16 protein-coding genes are annotated in these 16417 nt (G+C 69.2%); 8 read left to right on the top strand and 8 right to left on the bottom strand.

What is annotated here, in order from left to right:
• Positions 1–14: 14 nt before the first annotated feature.
• Positions 15–878, bottom strand: a complete 864-nt coding sequence (locus I2501_RS23945) for a GNAT family N-acetyltransferase (RefSeq protein ID WP_196196233.1) — start codon at positions 876–878, stop codon at positions 15–17.
• 123 nt (positions 879–1001) lie between these two features.
• On the opposite strand from I2501_RS23945, the gene erpA reads away from it, so the two are divergent.
• Positions 1002–1355 (top strand): iron-sulfur cluster insertion protein ErpA, encoded by a 354-nt coding sequence (gene erpA, locus I2501_RS23940; RefSeq protein WP_196196232.1) that lies wholly within the window; start codon positions 1002–1004, stop codon positions 1353–1355.
• Positions 1356–1466: 111 nt separating this feature from the next.
• Here the strand turns inward: erpA and I2501_RS23935 are convergent, their stop codons facing one another.
• Together I2501_RS23935 and I2501_RS23930 are read right to left on the bottom strand one after the other, a co-directional pair.
• Positions 1467–2081, bottom strand: a complete 615-nt coding sequence (locus I2501_RS23935) for a hypothetical protein (RefSeq protein ID WP_196196231.1) — start codon at positions 2079–2081, stop codon at positions 1467–1469.
• 108 nt (positions 2082–2189) lie between these two features.
• Positions 2190–2426, bottom strand: a complete 237-nt coding sequence (locus I2501_RS23930) for a hypothetical protein (protein WP_196196230.1) — start codon at positions 2424–2426, stop codon at positions 2190–2192.
• A 195-nt stretch (positions 2427–2621) separates the two neighbouring features.
• Here I2501_RS23930 and I2501_RS23925 point away from each other — a divergent pair, with 195 nt between their 5' ends.
• On the top strand, positions 2622–3596 hold the full coding sequence (locus I2501_RS23925) for a carbohydrate kinase family protein (protein WP_196196229.1): 975 nt from the start codon (positions 2622–2624) through the stop codon (positions 3594–3596).
• Positions 3597–3603: 7 nt separating this feature from the next.
• On the opposite strand, the gene I2501_RS23920 is transcribed toward I2501_RS23925, so the two are convergent.
• Entirely contained in the window at positions 3604–5040 is a 1437-nt protein-coding gene (locus I2501_RS23920; protein WP_196196228.1) for a cysteine desulfurase/sulfurtransferase TusA family protein, read from the bottom strand.
• 433 nt (positions 5041–5473) lie between these two features.
• Between I2501_RS23920 and ctaC the strand changes: the two genes are divergently transcribed.
• The 4 genes from ctaC (at position 5474) to I2501_RS23900 (ending at position 10085) form a co-directional block, all read left to right on the top strand.
• Complete coding sequence (ctaC, locus tag I2501_RS23915) at positions 5474–6346, top strand: aa3-type cytochrome oxidase subunit II (protein ID WP_196196227.1); 873 nt, start codon at positions 5474–5476, stop codon at positions 6344–6346.
• Positions 6343–8082 carry an aa3-type cytochrome oxidase subunit I gene (ctaD, locus tag I2501_RS23910; protein ID WP_196196226.1) on the top strand — a complete coding sequence of 580 codons (1740 nt, stop codon included), beginning with the start codon at positions 6343–6345 and terminating at the stop codon, positions 8080–8082. Before ctaC ends, ctaD begins: the two co-directional genes overlap by 4 nt.
• Complete coding sequence (locus I2501_RS23905) at positions 8079–8477, top strand: cytochrome c oxidase subunit 4 (protein WP_196196225.1); 399 nt, start codon at positions 8079–8081, stop codon at positions 8475–8477. Before ctaD ends, I2501_RS23905 begins: the two co-directional genes overlap by 4 nt.
• A gap of 201 nt (positions 8478–8678) precedes the next feature.
• A complete protein-coding gene (locus tag I2501_RS23900; protein ID WP_196196224.1) occupies positions 8679–10085 on the top strand; it encodes a L,D-transpeptidase in 1407 nt (468 codons plus the stop codon).
• 94 nt (positions 10086–10179) lie between these two features.
• Here the strand turns inward: I2501_RS23900 and qcrB are convergent, their stop codons facing one another.
• From qcrB to ctaE, 4 genes are all read right to left on the bottom strand, one after another.
• Positions 10180–11844, bottom strand: a complete 1665-nt coding sequence (gene qcrB / locus I2501_RS23895; RefSeq protein ID WP_196196223.1) for a cytochrome bc1 complex cytochrome b subunit — start codon at positions 11842–11844, stop codon at positions 10180–10182.
• Positions 11841–12908: a cytochrome bc1 complex Rieske iron-sulfur subunit gene (qcrA, locus tag I2501_RS23890; RefSeq protein WP_196196222.1), complete on the bottom strand. Its 1068-nt coding sequence runs from the start codon at positions 12906–12908 to the stop codon at positions 11841–11843. Before qcrA ends, qcrB begins: the two co-directional genes overlap by 4 nt.
• Positions 12905–13708: a cytochrome bc1 complex diheme cytochrome c subunit gene (gene qcrC, locus I2501_RS23885; RefSeq protein WP_196196221.1), complete on the bottom strand. Its 804-nt coding sequence runs from the start codon at positions 13706–13708 to the stop codon at positions 12905–12907. The genes qcrA and qcrC overlap by 4 nt, the downstream gene beginning before the upstream one ends.
• A gap of 68 nt (positions 13709–13776) precedes the next feature.
• Positions 13777–14397, bottom strand: a complete 621-nt coding sequence (gene ctaE / locus I2501_RS23880; protein WP_196196220.1) for an aa3-type cytochrome oxidase subunit III — start codon at positions 14395–14397, stop codon at positions 13777–13779.
• A gap of 350 nt (positions 14398–14747) precedes the next feature.
• On the opposite strand from ctaE, the gene I2501_RS23875 reads away from it, so the two are divergent.
• Both I2501_RS23875 and trpD read left to right on the top strand, forming a co-directional pair.
• Positions 14748–15164: a response regulator transcription factor gene (locus tag I2501_RS23875; protein ID WP_196196219.1), complete on the top strand. Its 417-nt coding sequence runs from the start codon at positions 14748–14750 to the stop codon at positions 15162–15164.
• Positions 15165–15335: 171 nt separating this feature from the next.
• Positions 15336–16412 (top strand): anthranilate phosphoribosyltransferase, encoded by a 1077-nt coding sequence (gene trpD / locus I2501_RS23870; protein WP_196196218.1) that lies wholly within the window; start codon positions 15336–15338, stop codon positions 16410–16412.
• Positions 16413–16417: the final 5 nt, after the last annotated feature.

The raw sequence follows: 16417 nt of genomic DNA, 5'->3' as shown, positions 1-16417 counted from the left end.
GAAGCGACCGGAAGCTAGAGGTAGGCCCCCGACGGCAGGTAGGGCGTCGGGGGCCTCATGCCGCGCAGGGCCAGGTAGCCACGGGTGCTGACGGAGAGTCCGACGGCCAGGCAGACGTCCACCGCCCAGTCCTGCTCCGCGGTGACGGTGCGGACGTCGGTGCTGTCCGACTCCGGTGTCCGGGCCAGGGCCTCGATCAGCAGCGCCGTGGCGACCCGGCGCGAGGTCGCGGCCAGCATCATCACCCGGCCGCCCAGCCGGTAGGCGTAACCGGAACCCGCCAGGGTGTCCGCGACCAGCAGCTCGTCGCAGGTGCGCAGCAGGGCCAGGTGGTCCTCGCCGTGCGCGGCGCCGCGGGAGCGGCGGTCGACCGAGTCCAGCAGGTCGAAGTGGGTCGCGTCACCCAGATGGACCGGTATGCCGCCGGTCGCGGGGAGCGCGGTGCGGTCGACCGATCCGGCCATCGCCATGGTGGGGTGCAGCCGGAAGCCCGCCGCGTGGTAGCGCCGCGCCGCGCGCGGGTCGTCGGAGGCGACGATCATGCCGCGCAGGCAGCCCCCGGAGTGGGCGAGGGCGTGGTCCAGCAGTAACCGCCCGACGCCCTTGCCCTGTGCCTCCGGCCGCACCGCGAAGAGCGCCAGACCCCACAGCCCTTCGCGCCGCAGCGACAGCGACACGCCCAGCGGTTCGCCGTCACCCTCGCGGTCGTCCACCGCGAACCAGCAACCGCCCTGGTCCGCCGCGGCCAGTCGCCGGGTCCGGACGTCCGCGCGCGCCCGTTCCCGGTCGGCGAGGGGCGGGACCGCGAAGGCGGACTGGTAGATCGAGCGGACGGCGCTCGCGTCGGCGGCGGTGTCGTGCACGGGTCGCAGGATCATCTCTGCATTCTCGTGCGCGGCCGGGTGTGCGAGCATGGAGGTTCAGGACTTCACCCGGAATACATCCGGGGCGCCACCGGTTTCCGCCGGTGGAAGTACGTCGTCAAACCCGGGAGTATGCAGATGACCGTCCAGGACGAGACCAGCGTCGAGAGCGGGATCATCCTCACCGACACCGCCGCGGCCAAGGTCAAGAGCCTGCTGGAGCAGGAGGGCCGCGAAGACCTGGCGCTCCGCGTCGCGGTGCAGCCCGGCGGCTGCTCGGGCCTGCGCTACCAGCTTTTCTTCGACGAGCGCTCGCTCGACGGCGACGTCGTGGCCGACTTCGGCGGCGTGAACGTCGTCACCGACCGCATGAGCGCCCCCTACCTGACCGGCGCCACGGTCGACTTCGTCGACACGATCGAGAAGCAGGGCTTCACGATCGACAACCCGAACGCGACCGGCTCCTGCGCCTGTGGCGACTCCTTCAGCTGAGCTGCGCCGCACCACCGAACATGGTGGAGCAGTGAAGCAGTGACGAGGGGCCCTGGCCGGTGACGGTCGGGGCCCCACGTCGTGCGTCGTGCTCAGACTGCGCTGCGTCCGCTACTGCGTGGCAGGGCCGTGCGTCACCTTGCTCTGCGGCATGCCGCTGGCCTGCGGCAGCGCCTTGCTGTCGGAGCCGTCGACGACGCGGCGGCCGTCGAGCGGGCGGCCCAGGTCCACGGTGGCGTGCTGCGGCGTGATCACCAGTGGGCACATCTGGCCCGCGGGCGCCCGCTGCGTGATGACGATGCGGACCAGCACCTCGCCCGGGTGCGACTGGTCGGCCGTGGCGCCGTACTTGTCGCAGGTGCCCGCGTCGAAGTACACGGTCAGGTCGTTGCCCGACGCGCTGTAGCCGGTGGCGGGGACGACCTGCGCGCTGCCGCCGGACGAGCCGGGCGCGGTCGGTGCGGCGCCGCCTGGGGAGGACGCGCCGGAGTGGGACGGGCCGGGGGAGACCGTCTGTACCGGCCCGCCGGGGTTCACCGACGGGGAGCCGGACGCGCTGGGCTTCGCCGTGGCCGAGCCGGAGCTCGATGCGGTGCCGGGCCCCGTGTTGGTCGGGCCGCAGGCCGTCAGGGCGAGGGCTCCGGCCGTGGCAAGGACGGCGAGAGCGACGCGGACCCGTGGACGCGGGCGGGCGCCGGGCGTGCGGGGACTGCTGCGAAACTCCACGGTTCGGCCTCCTGGTCTGTTCCTTGCTGAACGACCATGGGACGTGGGAGTGACAGAAGTGGTTCCCCTACCCGGTCACCTGTGCGATCGGCTGTCCGAGCCGCGTGTTCAGTCGCCGAAGGGCGACAGGTTGCCGAACCGGCGGGCCTCGCGTGCGCTGACCTTGAAGCCGGGGTGGCGCACCGACGCGACCGACTCCTTCGTGACCGGCTCCTTCGCGGCGGGCTGGAGCGGCCAGAACAGGCCCAGTCGGCGTCCGCCCTCGACCAGATCCGCCAGCGTGTCCTGGTCCGCGTCGCCGCGCAGGTACGCCGGGATCCTTACAGGGCTGCGGTCGGGCATCATCACGGCCTCCTCGGCGGCTGGGCCGCCGCCTCTCGGTCTCTACAGTTCGACACTAGAACCGCACTCGGAGTGGTTCTACCCCTACGCTGCGGTAACGCCCGTGAGTAGTACCCGCACCACCGGCAAAGGCGGGCCGGTACGGTAGAGCGCCTGCACTCTCCGCAGCCCGCCTTGCAGCCATAGGAGTCCGCCGCCGTGCGTATTGCTGTCACCGGCTCGATCGCCACCGACCACCTGATGACCTTCCCCGGCCGCTTCGCCGAGCAGTTCGTCGCGGACCAGCTGCACACGGTGTCGCTCTCCTTCCTGGTGGACACCCTGGACGTGCGGCGTGGCGGTGTGGCGCCGAACATCTGCTTCGGCATGGGCCTGCTCGGGCTGAAGCCGCTCCTGGTGGGCGCGGCCGGGGCCGACTTCGCCGAGTACCGCTCCTGGCTGGACCGGCACGGCGTCGACACCGGCGCGGTGCACATCTCGGAGACGCGGCACACCGCCCGCTTCGTCTGCACCACCGACCAGGACCACAACCAGATCGCGTCCTTCTACACCGGCGCGATGAGCGAGGCCCGGAACATCGAGCTGCAGCCGATCGCCGCGCGTGCGGGCGGCCTGGACCTGGTGCTGATCGGCGCGGACGACCCGGAGGCGATGGTCCGTCACACCGAGGAGTGCCGCACCCGCGGCTTCGCCTTCGCCGCCGACCCCTCGCAGCAGTTGGCCCGGCTCGAGGGCGACGACATCCGCAACCTGGTCGAGGGCGCGGCCTACCTCTTCTCCAACGAGTACGAGAAGGCCCTGATCGAGTCCAAGACCGGCTGGTCCGAGGAGGACGTGCTGGACCGGGTCGGCGTCCGGATCACCACGCTCGGGGCGAAGGGCGCGCGGATCGACCGCAAGGGCGAGGCGCCGATCTTCGTCTCCTGCCCGCAGGAGAACGCCAAGGTCGACCCGACCGGTGTCGGCGACGCCTTCCGGGCCGGCTTCGTGGCCGGTCTCACCTGGGGCGTCTCGCTGGAGCGGGCGGCGCAGGTCGGCGCGATGATGGCGACGCTGGTCATCGAGACCCTGGGCACCCAGGAGTACGAGCTGCGCCGCGGCCACTTCGCCGAGCGCTTCGCCGTCGCGTACGGGGACGAGGCGGCGGCGGAGCTGCGCGCCCACCTCGGCTGAGCACCCCTCAGGAGATCCGGCGGACCAGGTAGGCCGTGCCCTCGGCGCCCGGCCGGTACCGGTCCGCCGGGGCCTGGCCCTCGTACTCCTGGTCCCGCAGGTGGCACCAGGCCGGGACGTCGATCGCGGCGACCTCGTCGTCGGCGAGCAGCGCCACCAGGCCGCCCAGCGGCACCTGGTCGAAGGCCTTGGCCAACTCGGCGACGGGGAGCGGGCAGAGCATGCCCAGCGCGTCCACCACGGTCACGTCGGCGCTGACTGTGCCGCCGGGTGTGCCGACCGCCCCGCCGCCCTGCGTCGGGCCCAGCAGGTGCGCCCGGACCTCGGCGACCGCGCCGGGCAGGGCCGCGAGGAACTCCTCCACCTGCGCGGCGGTCGCGTCGCGGCCCAGCGAGACGCGGACGTTGCCCTCGGTCAACGCGCCCATCGCGGCGAGCACGTGACTGGGCGTCAGGGTGCTCGACGTACACGAGGAGCCGGACGAGACCGCGAAACCCGCCCGGTCGAGGGCGCCCAGCAGGGACTCTCCGTCGACGTACAGGCAGGAGAACGCGAGCAGGTGCGGCAGCCGCCGCGCCGGATCGCCGAGCGCGGGGTCGCCGAGCACCGCCACGTCAGGGACCAGGGCCGGTACCCGCTCGTGGAGCAGCGCGACCAGCGGGCGCAGTCGCGCGTCGAGCTCCGCCGCCTCCTGGCGGACGGCGCGCAGCGCGACGGCCGAGGCCACGATCGCGGGCACGTTGACGTAGCCGGGCACCCGGCCGCCCTCGCGTTCGTCGGCCGGGAGCGGTGAGCGGTAGCGGACGCCCTTGCGCACCGCGAGGACGCCGACCCCGGCCGGGCCGCCCCACTTGTGCGCGGACGCGGCCAGCGCCGACCAGGCGCCGTCCACCTTTCCCCAGGCCGCCGACTGCGCGGCGTCCACGAAGAGCGGGACGCCCGCCTCGGCGCACAACTGTGCGGCCTCGGCGACCGGCTGGACGGTGCCGACCTCGTGGTTGGCGGACTGGAGGCAGGCGAGCGCGGTTCCCTCGGCGCGGACGGCAACGGCCAGCGCGTCCAGGTTCACCCGTCCCGTCACATCCACGGGCACGGAGCTGACGGTGCCTCCGGTCGCCTCGTGCTGTTCCGCCGCATGGAGCACGGAGGAATGTTCGACGGCGGAATGTGCGAGATGACGTCCTTTCCGGTGGTTTCCGGAGAGGAGGCCGAGAACGGCGAGATGGTTCGCCTGCGTACCCGAAGCGGTGAAACTCACCTCGTCCGCGCGGACGCCGAGGTCGGCGGCGACGCTCTCGCGGGCCGCGTCCAGCAGCATCCTGGCGTGCCGGGCGTCGCGGTAGAGCCGGGCCGGGTCGGCCCATCCCTCGTCCAGGGCGGAGAGCAGCGCCTGTCTGGCCAGCGGGTGCAACGGCGCGGTGGACGCGACATCAAAATTCGGCACGGTCCCACCGTAACGAGCGCGGGGGTGGCAGAGTGTCAGCCGGTGCCGCGCACACCGTCAGGCGGGTACCGCGACGGGCGCCGGACAGGCAACGGCCGGACCAGCGGCAGAAGGGACACTCCTCCCGTTCGCCTCTGATCGTATTACGGGCTCATAAGGCGTCAGAAGGCGGCCCCCCGGCGTGTCGCCGGGCTGTCCCTGCGGTCCGGGCAGACCCGCCCTGACCTGCGATTCCGCCTGTTCGGGGGCCATCCGGAGGGATGATCGGCGCGTTAGTGGGACCTGCCCGCGAACCTTCGATTCGCCTGGAGTAGGGTTTGGGCCGCATAAACATCCAAACCCTGCCCGTGACCACGCCATCGGGAATCCCGGAGAGATCTCCGGCATCTCTTCGGTCGGCTGGTGAGCGGGCGAGACTTCGGGAAGGCGCTACGTGAGTCCCAACGGCTCCGACCGCTCGCCGCGGCGCTCGATGCGGCGGAAGCTGCTTTCAGCGCTGACGCTGGGCCTCGTCCTTGCCACCGCCACAGGCTGCCAGTCCAGTGACCTGCCCCGGCTCGGCCTGCCCACTCCTAGGGACCAGCAGGGCCACACGGTCCTCTTCCTCTGGCAGAGCTCCTGGATCGCCGCGCTTGCGGTCGGTGCGCTCGTCTGGGGACTGATCCTGTGGGCGGTCTTCTTCTACCGGCGCAGCCGCACCAAGGTCGAGGTGCCGCCGCAGTTCCGCTACAACATGCCGCTCGAGGCGCTGTTCACCGTGGTCCCGCTGATCATGGTGTCGGTGTTCTTCTACTACACGGCGCGTGACGAGACGGATCTGCTCAAGATCGACAACGTGCAGAACCACGTCAACGTGGTCGGGTTCCAGTGGAGCTGGGCGTTCAACTACGACTTCCAGGTCGACCCGCACAACCAGACCGCCGCGAACCCGAACGGCCCCGGCGCCTACGACGTCGGCACGCCGGGTCAGCCGCCCACGCTGTGGCTGCCGCTGGGTGAGACCACCGAGTTCGAGCTGACCTCGCGTGACGTCATCCACGGCTTCTGGCCGGTCGACTTCCTCATGAAGATGGACGTCATCCCCGGCATCGTGAACAAGTTCGAGGTCACCCCGACCGCGCTTGGCACCTTCCGCGGCAAGTGCACCGAGCTCTGCGGTGTCGACCACTCGCAGATGCTGTTCAACGTCAAGGTGGTCACCCCGGCCCAGTACCAGGCCCACCTGGCTCAGCTTCGGGCCAAGGGCCAGGGCGGCAACGTTCCGTCCGGCATTGTCACCACGGGAGCAGGGAACCTCCAGAAATGACCATCCTCAATGAACCCCATGGGCTCAGCGGGGGAACCGCCACCGCGCGCCCGGTGAAGGGGCAGAAGCACGGGACGTCGATCATCAAGTGGATGACGACGACGGACCACAAGACGATCGGCACCCTGTACCTGGTGACGTCGTTCGCGTTCTTCCTGATCGGCGGCATCCTCGCGCTGACCATGCGTGCGCAGCTGGCACAGCCGGACGGCGGCGTCCTGACGAACGAACAGTTCAACCAGGCGTTCACCATGCACGGCACGATCATGCTGCTGATGTTCGCGACGCCGCTCTTCGCCGGCTTCACGAACTGGATCATGCCGCTCCAGATCGGCGCCCCTGACGTCGCGTTCCCGCGACTGAACATGTTCGCCTACTGGCTGTACCTGTTCGGTTCGCTGATCGCCGTCGGCGGCTTCCTCACCCCGCAGGGTGCGGCCGACTTCGGCTGGTTCGCCTACGCGCCGCTCTCCGACGCGATCCACAGCCCCGGCGTCGGCGGCGACATGTGGATCATGGGTCTGGCGCTCTCGGGCTTCGGCACCATCCTCGGCTCGGTGAACTTCATCACCACCATCCTCTGCATGCGTGCCCCGGGCATGACCATGTTCCGGATGCCGATCTTCGTGTGGAACGTCCTGCTGACCGCCGTGCTGGTCCTGCTGGCCTTCCCGGTCCTGGCCGCCGCGCTGCTGGCGCTGGAGGCCGACCGCAAGTTCGGTGCGCACGTCTTCGACCCGGCCAACGGTGGCGCCATCCTGTGGCAACACCTGTTCTGGTTCTTCGGGCACCCAGAGGTGTACATCATCGCGCTGCCGTTCTTCGGCATCATCTCCGAGGTCGTGCCGGTCTTCTCGCGCAAGCCGATGTTCGGTTACCAGTCGCTGGTCGCGGCCACCATCGCGATCGCCGGTCTGTCCGTGACCGTGTGGGCCCACCACATGTACGTCACCGGCGCGGTGCTGCTGCCGTTCTTCTCCTTCATGACGTTCCTGATCGCCGTTCCGACCGGCGTCAAGTTCTTCAACTGGATCGGCACCATGTGGCGGGGCTCGCTGAGCTTCGAGACGCCGATGCTGTGGACCATCGGCTTCCTGGTGACCTTCGTCTTCGGTGGTCTGACGGGTGTTCTGCTCGCCTCCCCGCCGATCGACTTCCACGTCTCGGACTCGTACTTCGTCGTCGCCCACTTCCACTACGTGGTCTTCGGCACCGTCGTCTTCGCGATGTTCGCGGGCTTCCACTTCTGGTGGCCCAAGATGACCGGCAAGATGCTGGACGAGCGCCTCGGCAAGATCACCTTCTGGCTGCTCTTCATCGGCTTCCACACCACCTTCCTGGTGCAGCACTGGCTGGGCGCCGAGGGCATGCCGCGTCGTTACGCGACGTACCTGCCGACCGACGGCTTCACCACGCTGAACCTGATCTCGACCATCGGTTCGTTCATCCTGGCCGCGTCGATCCTGCCGTTCCTCTACAACGTCTGGAAGACCGCCAAGTACGGCAAGAAGGTCGAGGTCGACGACCCGTGGGGTTACGGCCGTTCGCTCGAGTGGGCGACCTCCTGCCCGCCGCCGCGGCACAACTTCCTCACGCTGCCCCGCATCCGTTCGGAATCCCCGGCGTTCGACCTGCACCACCCGGAGATCGCGGCGCAGGACTACCTGGAGAACCACGGCGAGGTGCCGGCCCATCTGCAGGCCGCGCTGGAGAAGAAGGAGGCGGGTGACCGATGAGGGAACAAGGCAAGATCTTCGCCGGCTTCGCGATCTTCGTTCTGGGCATCGCGATCTGGTACGGCCTCTGGTCCAAGGACCCGACGGGTACCACCTGCCTCTTCCTGGCCTTCGGCCTGGGCTCGTTCATCGCCTTCTACCTGCTGTTCACCGCCAAGCGCGTGGACACGGGCGCGGGCGACAACCCGCAGGCCGAGGTCTCGGACGACGCCGGTGTGCAGGGCTTCTTCAGCCCGTACAGCTGGCAGCCGCTGCTGCTGGGCCTCGGTGGCACGGTGGCCTTCCTGGGCGTCATCTTCGGCTGGTGGCTGATGATGTTCGGAGTTCCGGTGATCCTCATGGGACTCTTCGGCTGGACCTTCGAGTACTACCGCGGCGAGAGCCAGACGCAGTGACCCGCACCGGGTGACACTGCCGAGCTCGCAGCTCGCACGTCACGCAAGGGCCGAACACCCCGCCTTCGGGCGGAGCGTTCGGCCCTTCGTGTTACCCGGACCACTCCGGTGGGTGCGCGGAGCGGTGGAAAATGTCCTGATTTCCTACGATGTGACGGAGCGTCTAAAACCTGCAAGAGGCTTGGAAGAGGGTGGTACCGCATGAAGTCCGCACAGTCGGTATGGGTGCGCAGCCTGCTCACCGGCGCGGCGCTGGCCACCCCGCTGGCCCTGACCGCCTGCAGTGGGGGAGGCGTCGAGCCGCCGGCCCAGGTGGACGCGGCCACCCTGGTCCAGATGTCCCCGACCACCGACGGCAAGACGGGCGTCGACCCGAACCTGCCCGTCGTCGTCACCGCGAGGAACGGCGGCCGGCTGACCGACGTCACCGTCGTCGCCGACAACGGCCGCCACGTCGCCGGCACGCTGGCCGCTGACGGGCGCTCCTGGCGCTCCAGCAGCCCGCTGGCCATCGCCACCCACTACACGGTCCGGGTGACCGCCGCGGACGGCGACGGACGCGGCAGCGTCCAGCGGGACTTCACCACCCTCAACTCCTCCGCGCTGCTCACCGCGACGATGACTCCGGGCGACCACGCCGTCTACGGCGTCGGCGAGCCCCTCACCGTCGCGCTCAGCGCGCCGGTGCACGACCCGGCAGCGCGGAAGACCGTCGAGCGGGCGCTGACCGTGCGCTCCACGCCCCAGGTGGTCGGCGGCTGGTACTGGGTGGACGACAAGACGCTGCACTTCCGTCCGCAGTCCTACTGGCCCACGCACGCCACGATCGCGGCCGCCTTCGACCTCCACGGCGCGCAGGTCCAGAAGGGCCTCTACGGTGGCGCTCCGGCCTCGGTGGCGTTCCGTACCGGGGACCGGATGCTCGCGGTCACCGACGCCGCCAGCGACTACCTGACGGTCTACAAGAACGGCCAGGAGATCCGCAGCATCCCGGTGACCACCGGCAAGCCCGGCTTCTCCACCCGCAACGGCATCAAGGTGGTCCTCGAGCAGTCGCAGGAGGTCTTCATGAACTCCTCCACCGTCGGCATCGCCGCGGACAGCCCCAACGCCTACCACCTGGACGTCTACTGGGACACCCGGGTCACCTGGAGCGGCGAGTTCGTGCACGCCGCGCCGTGGTCGGTCGGATCCCAGGGCGTGTCCAACGTCAGCCACGGCTGCACGGGCATGAGCACCGGCAACGCCGAGTGGTTCTACAACGCCTTCCGGCGCGGGGACCTGGTCCAGGTGATCAACAGCGAGGGGCACCAGATGGAGCCGTTCGGCAACGGCTTCGGCGACTGGAACCTCAGCTGGTCCGCGTGGCAGCAGGGCAGCGCGCTGGGCGGGCCGGTCCGCACGGCGCCGGTGACGGCGGCGGACCTCGCGGCGGCGACCGCCTCGGCGTCGACGACTGCGGCGTCCACGACCGCGTCCACCGCCTCCACCGCGTCGGGTGCGTCCACGACGGCTGCGTCCACGGCGTCCGTCTCGACGACGAACGACGCGACCCAGGGGAGCGGAGCGAGCGCTCTGACGGCAGGCTTCCTCCGCCCGGGTACCTGAGGGGGAAAGCCAGAGGCCCCCTCCCGAACCCGGGAGGGGGCCTCTACCGCTGTGGCGGCGGCTTACTGCAGGTGCGCTGTGCGCTGGGAAGCGCTCAGTGGTGGCCGTGGCCGCTGGTGAGCTCGGCGTGCTCCTCGGCCGTCGGCTTCGCGATCTGGCTCTGCGGGCCGAAGTAGCCGTCGGAGAGCTTCGCGCGGAGCTTGGCGATACGACCGATCTTGCGCTTGACGCCGTTCTCGTCGACCGCCGGGGGCAGCTCGGCCGGGGCGTTCTGCTCGTGAGCGGTGAGGGTGTAGAGCTCCGCCTGCGGCAGCTGCTCGTGGACCTCGATGAACTCACCGTGCGGAAGGCGCTTGATCGTGCCGGTCTCGCGACCGTGCAGGATCTTGTCCCGGTCCTTGCGCTGCAGACCCATGCACCAACGCTTCGTCACGATGAAGGCGATGACCGGGCCGACGAAGAACAGGATGCGGCAGGTCCACGTGATCGCGTTGATCGACAGGTGCAGGTGGGTGGCGAACAGGTCGTTGCCACCACCGACCAGCAGGATGATGTACTCCACGATCCACGCGACGCCGAGGCCGGTACGGACCGGGGCGTTGCGCGGGCGGTCGAGGATGTGGTGCTCGCGCTTGTCACCGGTGATCCAGCCCTCGAGGAAGGGGTAGATCGCGATGACGACGAACATCAGACCGAAGACCACCAGCGGGATGAAGACGCCCAGCACCAGGGTGTGACCCCAGGCGCGGATCTCCCAGCCCGGCATGATGCGGATCAGGCCCTCGGAGAAGCCCATGTACCAGTCCGGCTGGGCGTCGGTGGACACCTGGTCGGGGCGGTACGGACCGTACGCCCAGATCGGGTTGACCGAGGCGATCGCCGAGACGAACGCGATGACACCGAAGACCAGGAAGAAGAAGCCACCGGCCTTGGCCATGTAGACCGGCATCAGCGGCATGCCGACGACGTTCTTCTCGGTGCGGCCGGGGCCCGCGAACTGGGTGTGCTTGTGGTAGAAGACCAGGATCAGGTGGGCCACCAGCAGGCCCAGCATGATGCCCGGGATCAGCAGCACGTGGATCGTGAAGAAGCGCGGGATGATGTCGTTGCCCGGGAACTGACCCCCGTACAGGAACATCGCCAGGTAGGAGCCGACGATCGGCACCGACAGGATCGCGCCCTCCATGAAGCGGATACCCGTACCGGACAGCAGGTCGTCCGGGAGCGAGTAGCCCATGAAGCCGTCGAACATGCCCAGGAAGAGCAGCAGGAAGCCGAACAGCCAGTTGATCTCACGCGGCTTGCGGAACGCGCCGGTGAAGAAGACGCGCATCATGTGCACCAGCATGGCCGCGACGAAGACGATCGCCGCCCAGTGGTGGATCTGACGGATCAGCAGACCGCCGCGCACGTCGAAGCTGATGTCCAGCGCCGACTCGTACGCCGCGGACATCTTGATGCCCTGCAGCGGCACGTACGAGCCGTGGTAGACGACCTCGGCCATGCTCGGCTGGAAGAACAGCGTCAGGTAGACGCCGGTCAGGATGATGATGATGAAGCTGTAGAGGCAGATCTCACCGAGCATGAAGGACCAGTGGTCCGGGAAGATCTTCCGCAGGTTGGACTTGGCCAGGTTGTAGATACCGAGGCGGCCGTCCGCCCAGTCCGCGGCCTTCTCGCCGAGGTGCTTCTGCTCGACGCCGGCCTCGCTGTGGCCGATCTGCTCCACGTGGGAGTCCTCGTATGCGTGGGTACTCATTCGCTGCGCTCCCAGAAGCCGGGGCCGACGGGGGCGGTGAAGCCGTTGAGGGCCTCGAGGTTGCCAGTCGTGTCGATCCCGATCTGCAGCTGCGGCAGCGGGTGACCCGCCGGGCCGAAGATGACGCGGGCGCCGTCCGACAGGTCGAACGTCGACTGGTGGCACGGGCAGAGGACGTGGTGCGTCTGCTGCTCGTAGAGGCTGATCGGGCAACCGACGTGGGTGCAGATCTTCGAGAAGGCCAGCACGCCGTCGTAACCCAGGGACGCCGACTTCTGGTCCTTGATGTCGGACGGCTGCATGCGAACCAGCATCAGCGCGTCCTTGGCGATGCGCTCCTGGAAGTCGTCGTCCGTCTCCGACAGGTCGGCGGGCATCGCGAAGGTCAGCGAACCGACCTGGACGTCGGAGGCCTGGATCGGCTCACCGGTGTTCATATTCTTCAGGAGCATGCCGGCCTTCCAGCCGGTGGTGCTCAGCTTGTCCTCGGGCAGCGGACCGAGGTCGCGGAAGAGCACGACCGCGGACAGCGGGACCATCGCCATGGCGCCGATCATCGTGTTGCGGATCAGCTTGCGACGGCCGAAGCCCGACTCCTTGGCGCCCTGGCGGAAGTCCGAGAAGACCTGCTCCCGGACCTCGGGGGAGGACTCCACCGGGTGGCGCTCGGAGATGTGCTCCTCGTCCGACATCAGCGTGCGGGCCCAGTGGACCGCGCCGGCGCCGATGGCGAACAGCGACACACCCAGCGTGACGCCGAGTGAGAAGTTCAGCGGGCCCACATTGCCGATCGGCCAGATGTAGACGTGGTGCGTCGGGCCCGGCTTGAAGATGACATAGCTGGCGATGAAGGCGACCGTGGCCACCATCGACAGCATGAACCACATCGCGACCTGGCGCTCCGCACGGCGGGCGGCCTTCTCGTCGATGTCGGTGCGGCGGTGCTCGTGAGGCGGCAGGCCCGGGTCGGCGAAGTAACCGTCAGGTGCTACGACGGGTCCGCCGCCGTGGCCGTGCGAGGCCTCCGGCAGGTGTTCTTCAGACATGTTGTCCTGGCTCGTCATGACTTCTTGGCCTTGGGAGTGCGGGCAGCGACCCAGATCGCCACGCAGATCAGGGCGCCCAGCGCGAAGATCCAGCCGAAGAGACCCTCGGAGACCGGACCGATGGAGCCCAGCGTCATACCGCCGTAGCCCGGGTTGGAGTCGCTGTTCGTGGCGTGGTCGACGTACGCGACGATGTCCTTCTTCTGCTGCTCCGGCATCGTGGAGTCAGGGAAGACGGGCATGCTCTGCGGGCCGGTCAGCATGGCCTCGTAGATGTGCTTGTCGCTGACGCCCGCCAGAGGCGGCGCGAACTTGCCCTCGCTCAGCGCGCCACCGGCGCCGGCGAAGTTGTGGCACTGCGCGCAGTTGGTGCGGAAGAGCTCGCCACCCGCTGCGACGTCACCACCGGTGTACTGGTCGGCCGACGGGATCGCCGGACCCGCGCCGAACGTTCCGACGAACGCGGCGAGCTGGTCGATCTGACCCTGGGTGTAGATGACCTTCTTCTTGGGCACCTGGGGGCCGGGCTGCTGCGCCGGCATACGGCCGGTGCCGACCTGGAAGTCGACGGCAGCCTGGCCGACGCCCACCAGGGAGGGTCCGTCCTTGGTGCCTTCGCCGCTCAGACCATGGCAGCTGGCACAGCCGACCTGGTAGAGCCGCTTGCCCTCCTCGACCTGGAGGGACTGGCTGGCGTCGGCCGATGCGCTGCTCGTCGGCGCGAGCGCGGCATACAGCCCCCCGGTGAACGCCAGCGCGAAGATGAGGACGACGAGCGCTGCCAGCGGGTGGCGCCGTCGTGCGGAGAGCTTTTTCACGGATTAACCCCGGTGTGAGGATCTGGAGCGTCTGGAGTCCGGTAGACCGTCAGGACGGTCCGACCCTGCTACTTGATCAGATAGATGGTCGCGAAGAGGCCGATCCAGACCACGTCGACGAAGTGCCAGTAGTACGACACGACGATGGCCGCGGTCGCCTGCTCATGCGTGAAGCGCTTGGCCGCATACGTGCGCCCGAGCACCAGCAGGAACGCGATCAGACCACCCGTCACGTGCATCCCGTGGAAGCCGGTGGTGAGGTAGAACACCGAGCCGAAGGGGGAGGACGACAGCGAAAGGCCGTCGTGCTTGACCAGCTCCGTGTACTCGTAGATCTGACCGCCGATGAACATCGCGCCCATGATGAAGGTCACGATGAACCAGGCCCGGAGCTTCTTCACGTCGCCGCGCTCGGCGGCGAAGACACCCATCTGGCAGGTGAACGAGGAGAGCACCAGGATCGTGGTGTTCGTTGCGGAGAAGGGAACGTTCAACGCCTGGTTCTGCGAGTGCCAGAAGGCGGTACCCGTCACCGAACGAAGCGTGAAGTACATCGCGAAGAGGGCCGCGAAGAACATCAGCTCGGAACTCAGCCAGACGATGGTTCCGACGCTGGTGAGGTTCGGCCGGTTGACCGAACCGTGTGCGTGCCCGGTTTCTACTGCAGTTGCTGTCGCCACGACCGACATTATGTCGGTCCCTTATTCCGCACTAACGCCCGGGGGTCATCCTCGGTGTGTCCGGGGTGTGACGTACCCTCCGACCTCGCCGATCTTCCTGTTCTCCCTCGAATGGCCTGCCCATTCGGGGCGTGTCGCGCTTGCGCGACGGGCCGTGGTGTCCCTCGAAGTAGTGAAGGGGATGCGGCTGTCCGGGCCGAGTCCGGCAGAAGCGGTGCCTCGGCCGTCACGTTGTGGGGGAGATCGTCGTTGTCCGGGTGTTGGGTCCACCCGGTGTTGTGGCGTGCGGGACACGAGTAGCATCCGGAGCGAGCACCCCGCAGTGGCCCCGATCACACCCAAGCAGGGGAGAACGAGCGATGGCACTGAACATCCTTGTCTACAGCGACGACCGGAACACCCGTGAGCAGGTGCGCCTGGCGCTCGGCAAGCGACCGGACGCGGAGCTGCCGGAGTTCTCCTACTTCGAGTGCGCCACCGCGCCCGCGGTCGTGGCCGCGATGGACGCCCACGGCAAGGGCGGCAGGCGGATCGACCTGCTGGTGCTGGACGGCGAGGCGGTGCCGCTGGGCGGCATGGGCCTGTGCCGTCAGCTCAAGGAGGAGATCTACCAGTGCCCGCCGGTGCTGGTGCTGATCGGCCGTCCGCAGGACGCGTGGCTCGCCACCTGGAGCCACGCCGACGCGGCGGTCCCGGCTCCGGTCGACCCGGTCGCGCTGGTGGAGACGGCGTGCGCGCTGCTGCGTGCCGGGCAGCGGCCGTCGCTGGCGAGCTGAGACGTCGCCGAGCTGCGACGTCGGTGCGTTGAGGTGCCGACGCGGTGAGCTGCTGCCGAGGCTGAGAACGTACGTCTCGCCGCGTGAGATCTTGCGTCTTGCAGGGTGTGCCGCTCGATAGGCTGGGCCGGTCTGACAGACCTGAACCCCGGCCTTCGAGAGGCGACAGCCATGGTGCACTCCAATCCTGCGTTCGGCGGCGACGACCCCGCGCGGGTGCGCACCTGGCCGGACGTCCTGATGCCGCTGCTGTCGGGTGAGGACCTCTCTGCGGCGGACACCGCCTGGGCGATGGACCAGATCTTCTCGGGCGAGGCGACCCCGGCCCAGGTGGCCGGCTTCATGGTCGCGATGCGCGCCAAGGGCGAGACGGTGGAGGAGATCACCGGTCTGGTCGAGGCGATGTACGCCCACGCCACGGTGATCGAGGTCCCCGGCCCCGCCGTCGACATCGTCGGTACCGGCGGTGACCGGGCCAAGACCGTCAACATCTCCACCATGTCCGCGATCGTCGCGGCGGGCGCGGGCGCGCGGATCGCCAAGCACGGCAACCGGGCCGCGTCCAGCGCGAGCGGCGCGACGGACGTGCTGGAGAAGCTGGGCGTCAACCTGGCTCTGACACCGCGTCGGGTCGCTGAGGTTGCCGTGGAGACGGGCATCACCTACTGCCCGGCCCCGGTCTTCCACCCCTCCATGCGGCACGCCGCGACGGCGCGTGCGGAGCTGCGCGTCCCCACCTTCTTCAACCTGCTCGGTCCGCTGACCAACCCGGCCCGGGTGGGCGCGAACGCGGTCGGCTGCTTCGACCGGCGGATGGCCGGCCTGATCGCCGGGGTGCTGGCGCGCCGGGGCAACTCGTCCCTGGTCTTCCGCGGCGACGACGGCCTGGACGAGCTGACCATCACCACGACGTCGACGGTCTGGCGGGTGCGCGAGGGAGAGGTCGAGCAGTTTGTCTTCGACCCGCGTGAGGTCGGCATCGACTTCGCTCCGATCGAGGCGCTGCGCGGCGCGGACGCGTCCTTCAACGCGGAGGTCGCCCGGCGCGTGCTGGCGGGCGAGCGGGGTCCCGTCCGGGACGCGGTGGTCCTGAACAGCGCGTCCGCGCTGGTCGCCCTGGAGCAGGGCGGTTCCACGGCGTCCTTCGTGGAGCAGATGCGCGGAGCGATGCTGCGCACCGCCGAGTCGATCGACTCGGGCGCGGCGGAACGCAAGCTGGCCCAGTGGTCGGCGGCCACTGCGGCGTAGCCGCC

Origin of the sequence: Streptacidiphilus fuscans (assembly GCF_015690355.1) — a bacterium.
In the GTDB taxonomy this organism is placed as follows: Bacteria; Actinomycetota; Actinomycetes; order Streptomycetales; family Streptomycetaceae; genus Streptacidiphilus; species Streptacidiphilus fuscans.
This window is presented reverse-complemented; position numbering and strand designations above follow the sequence as displayed.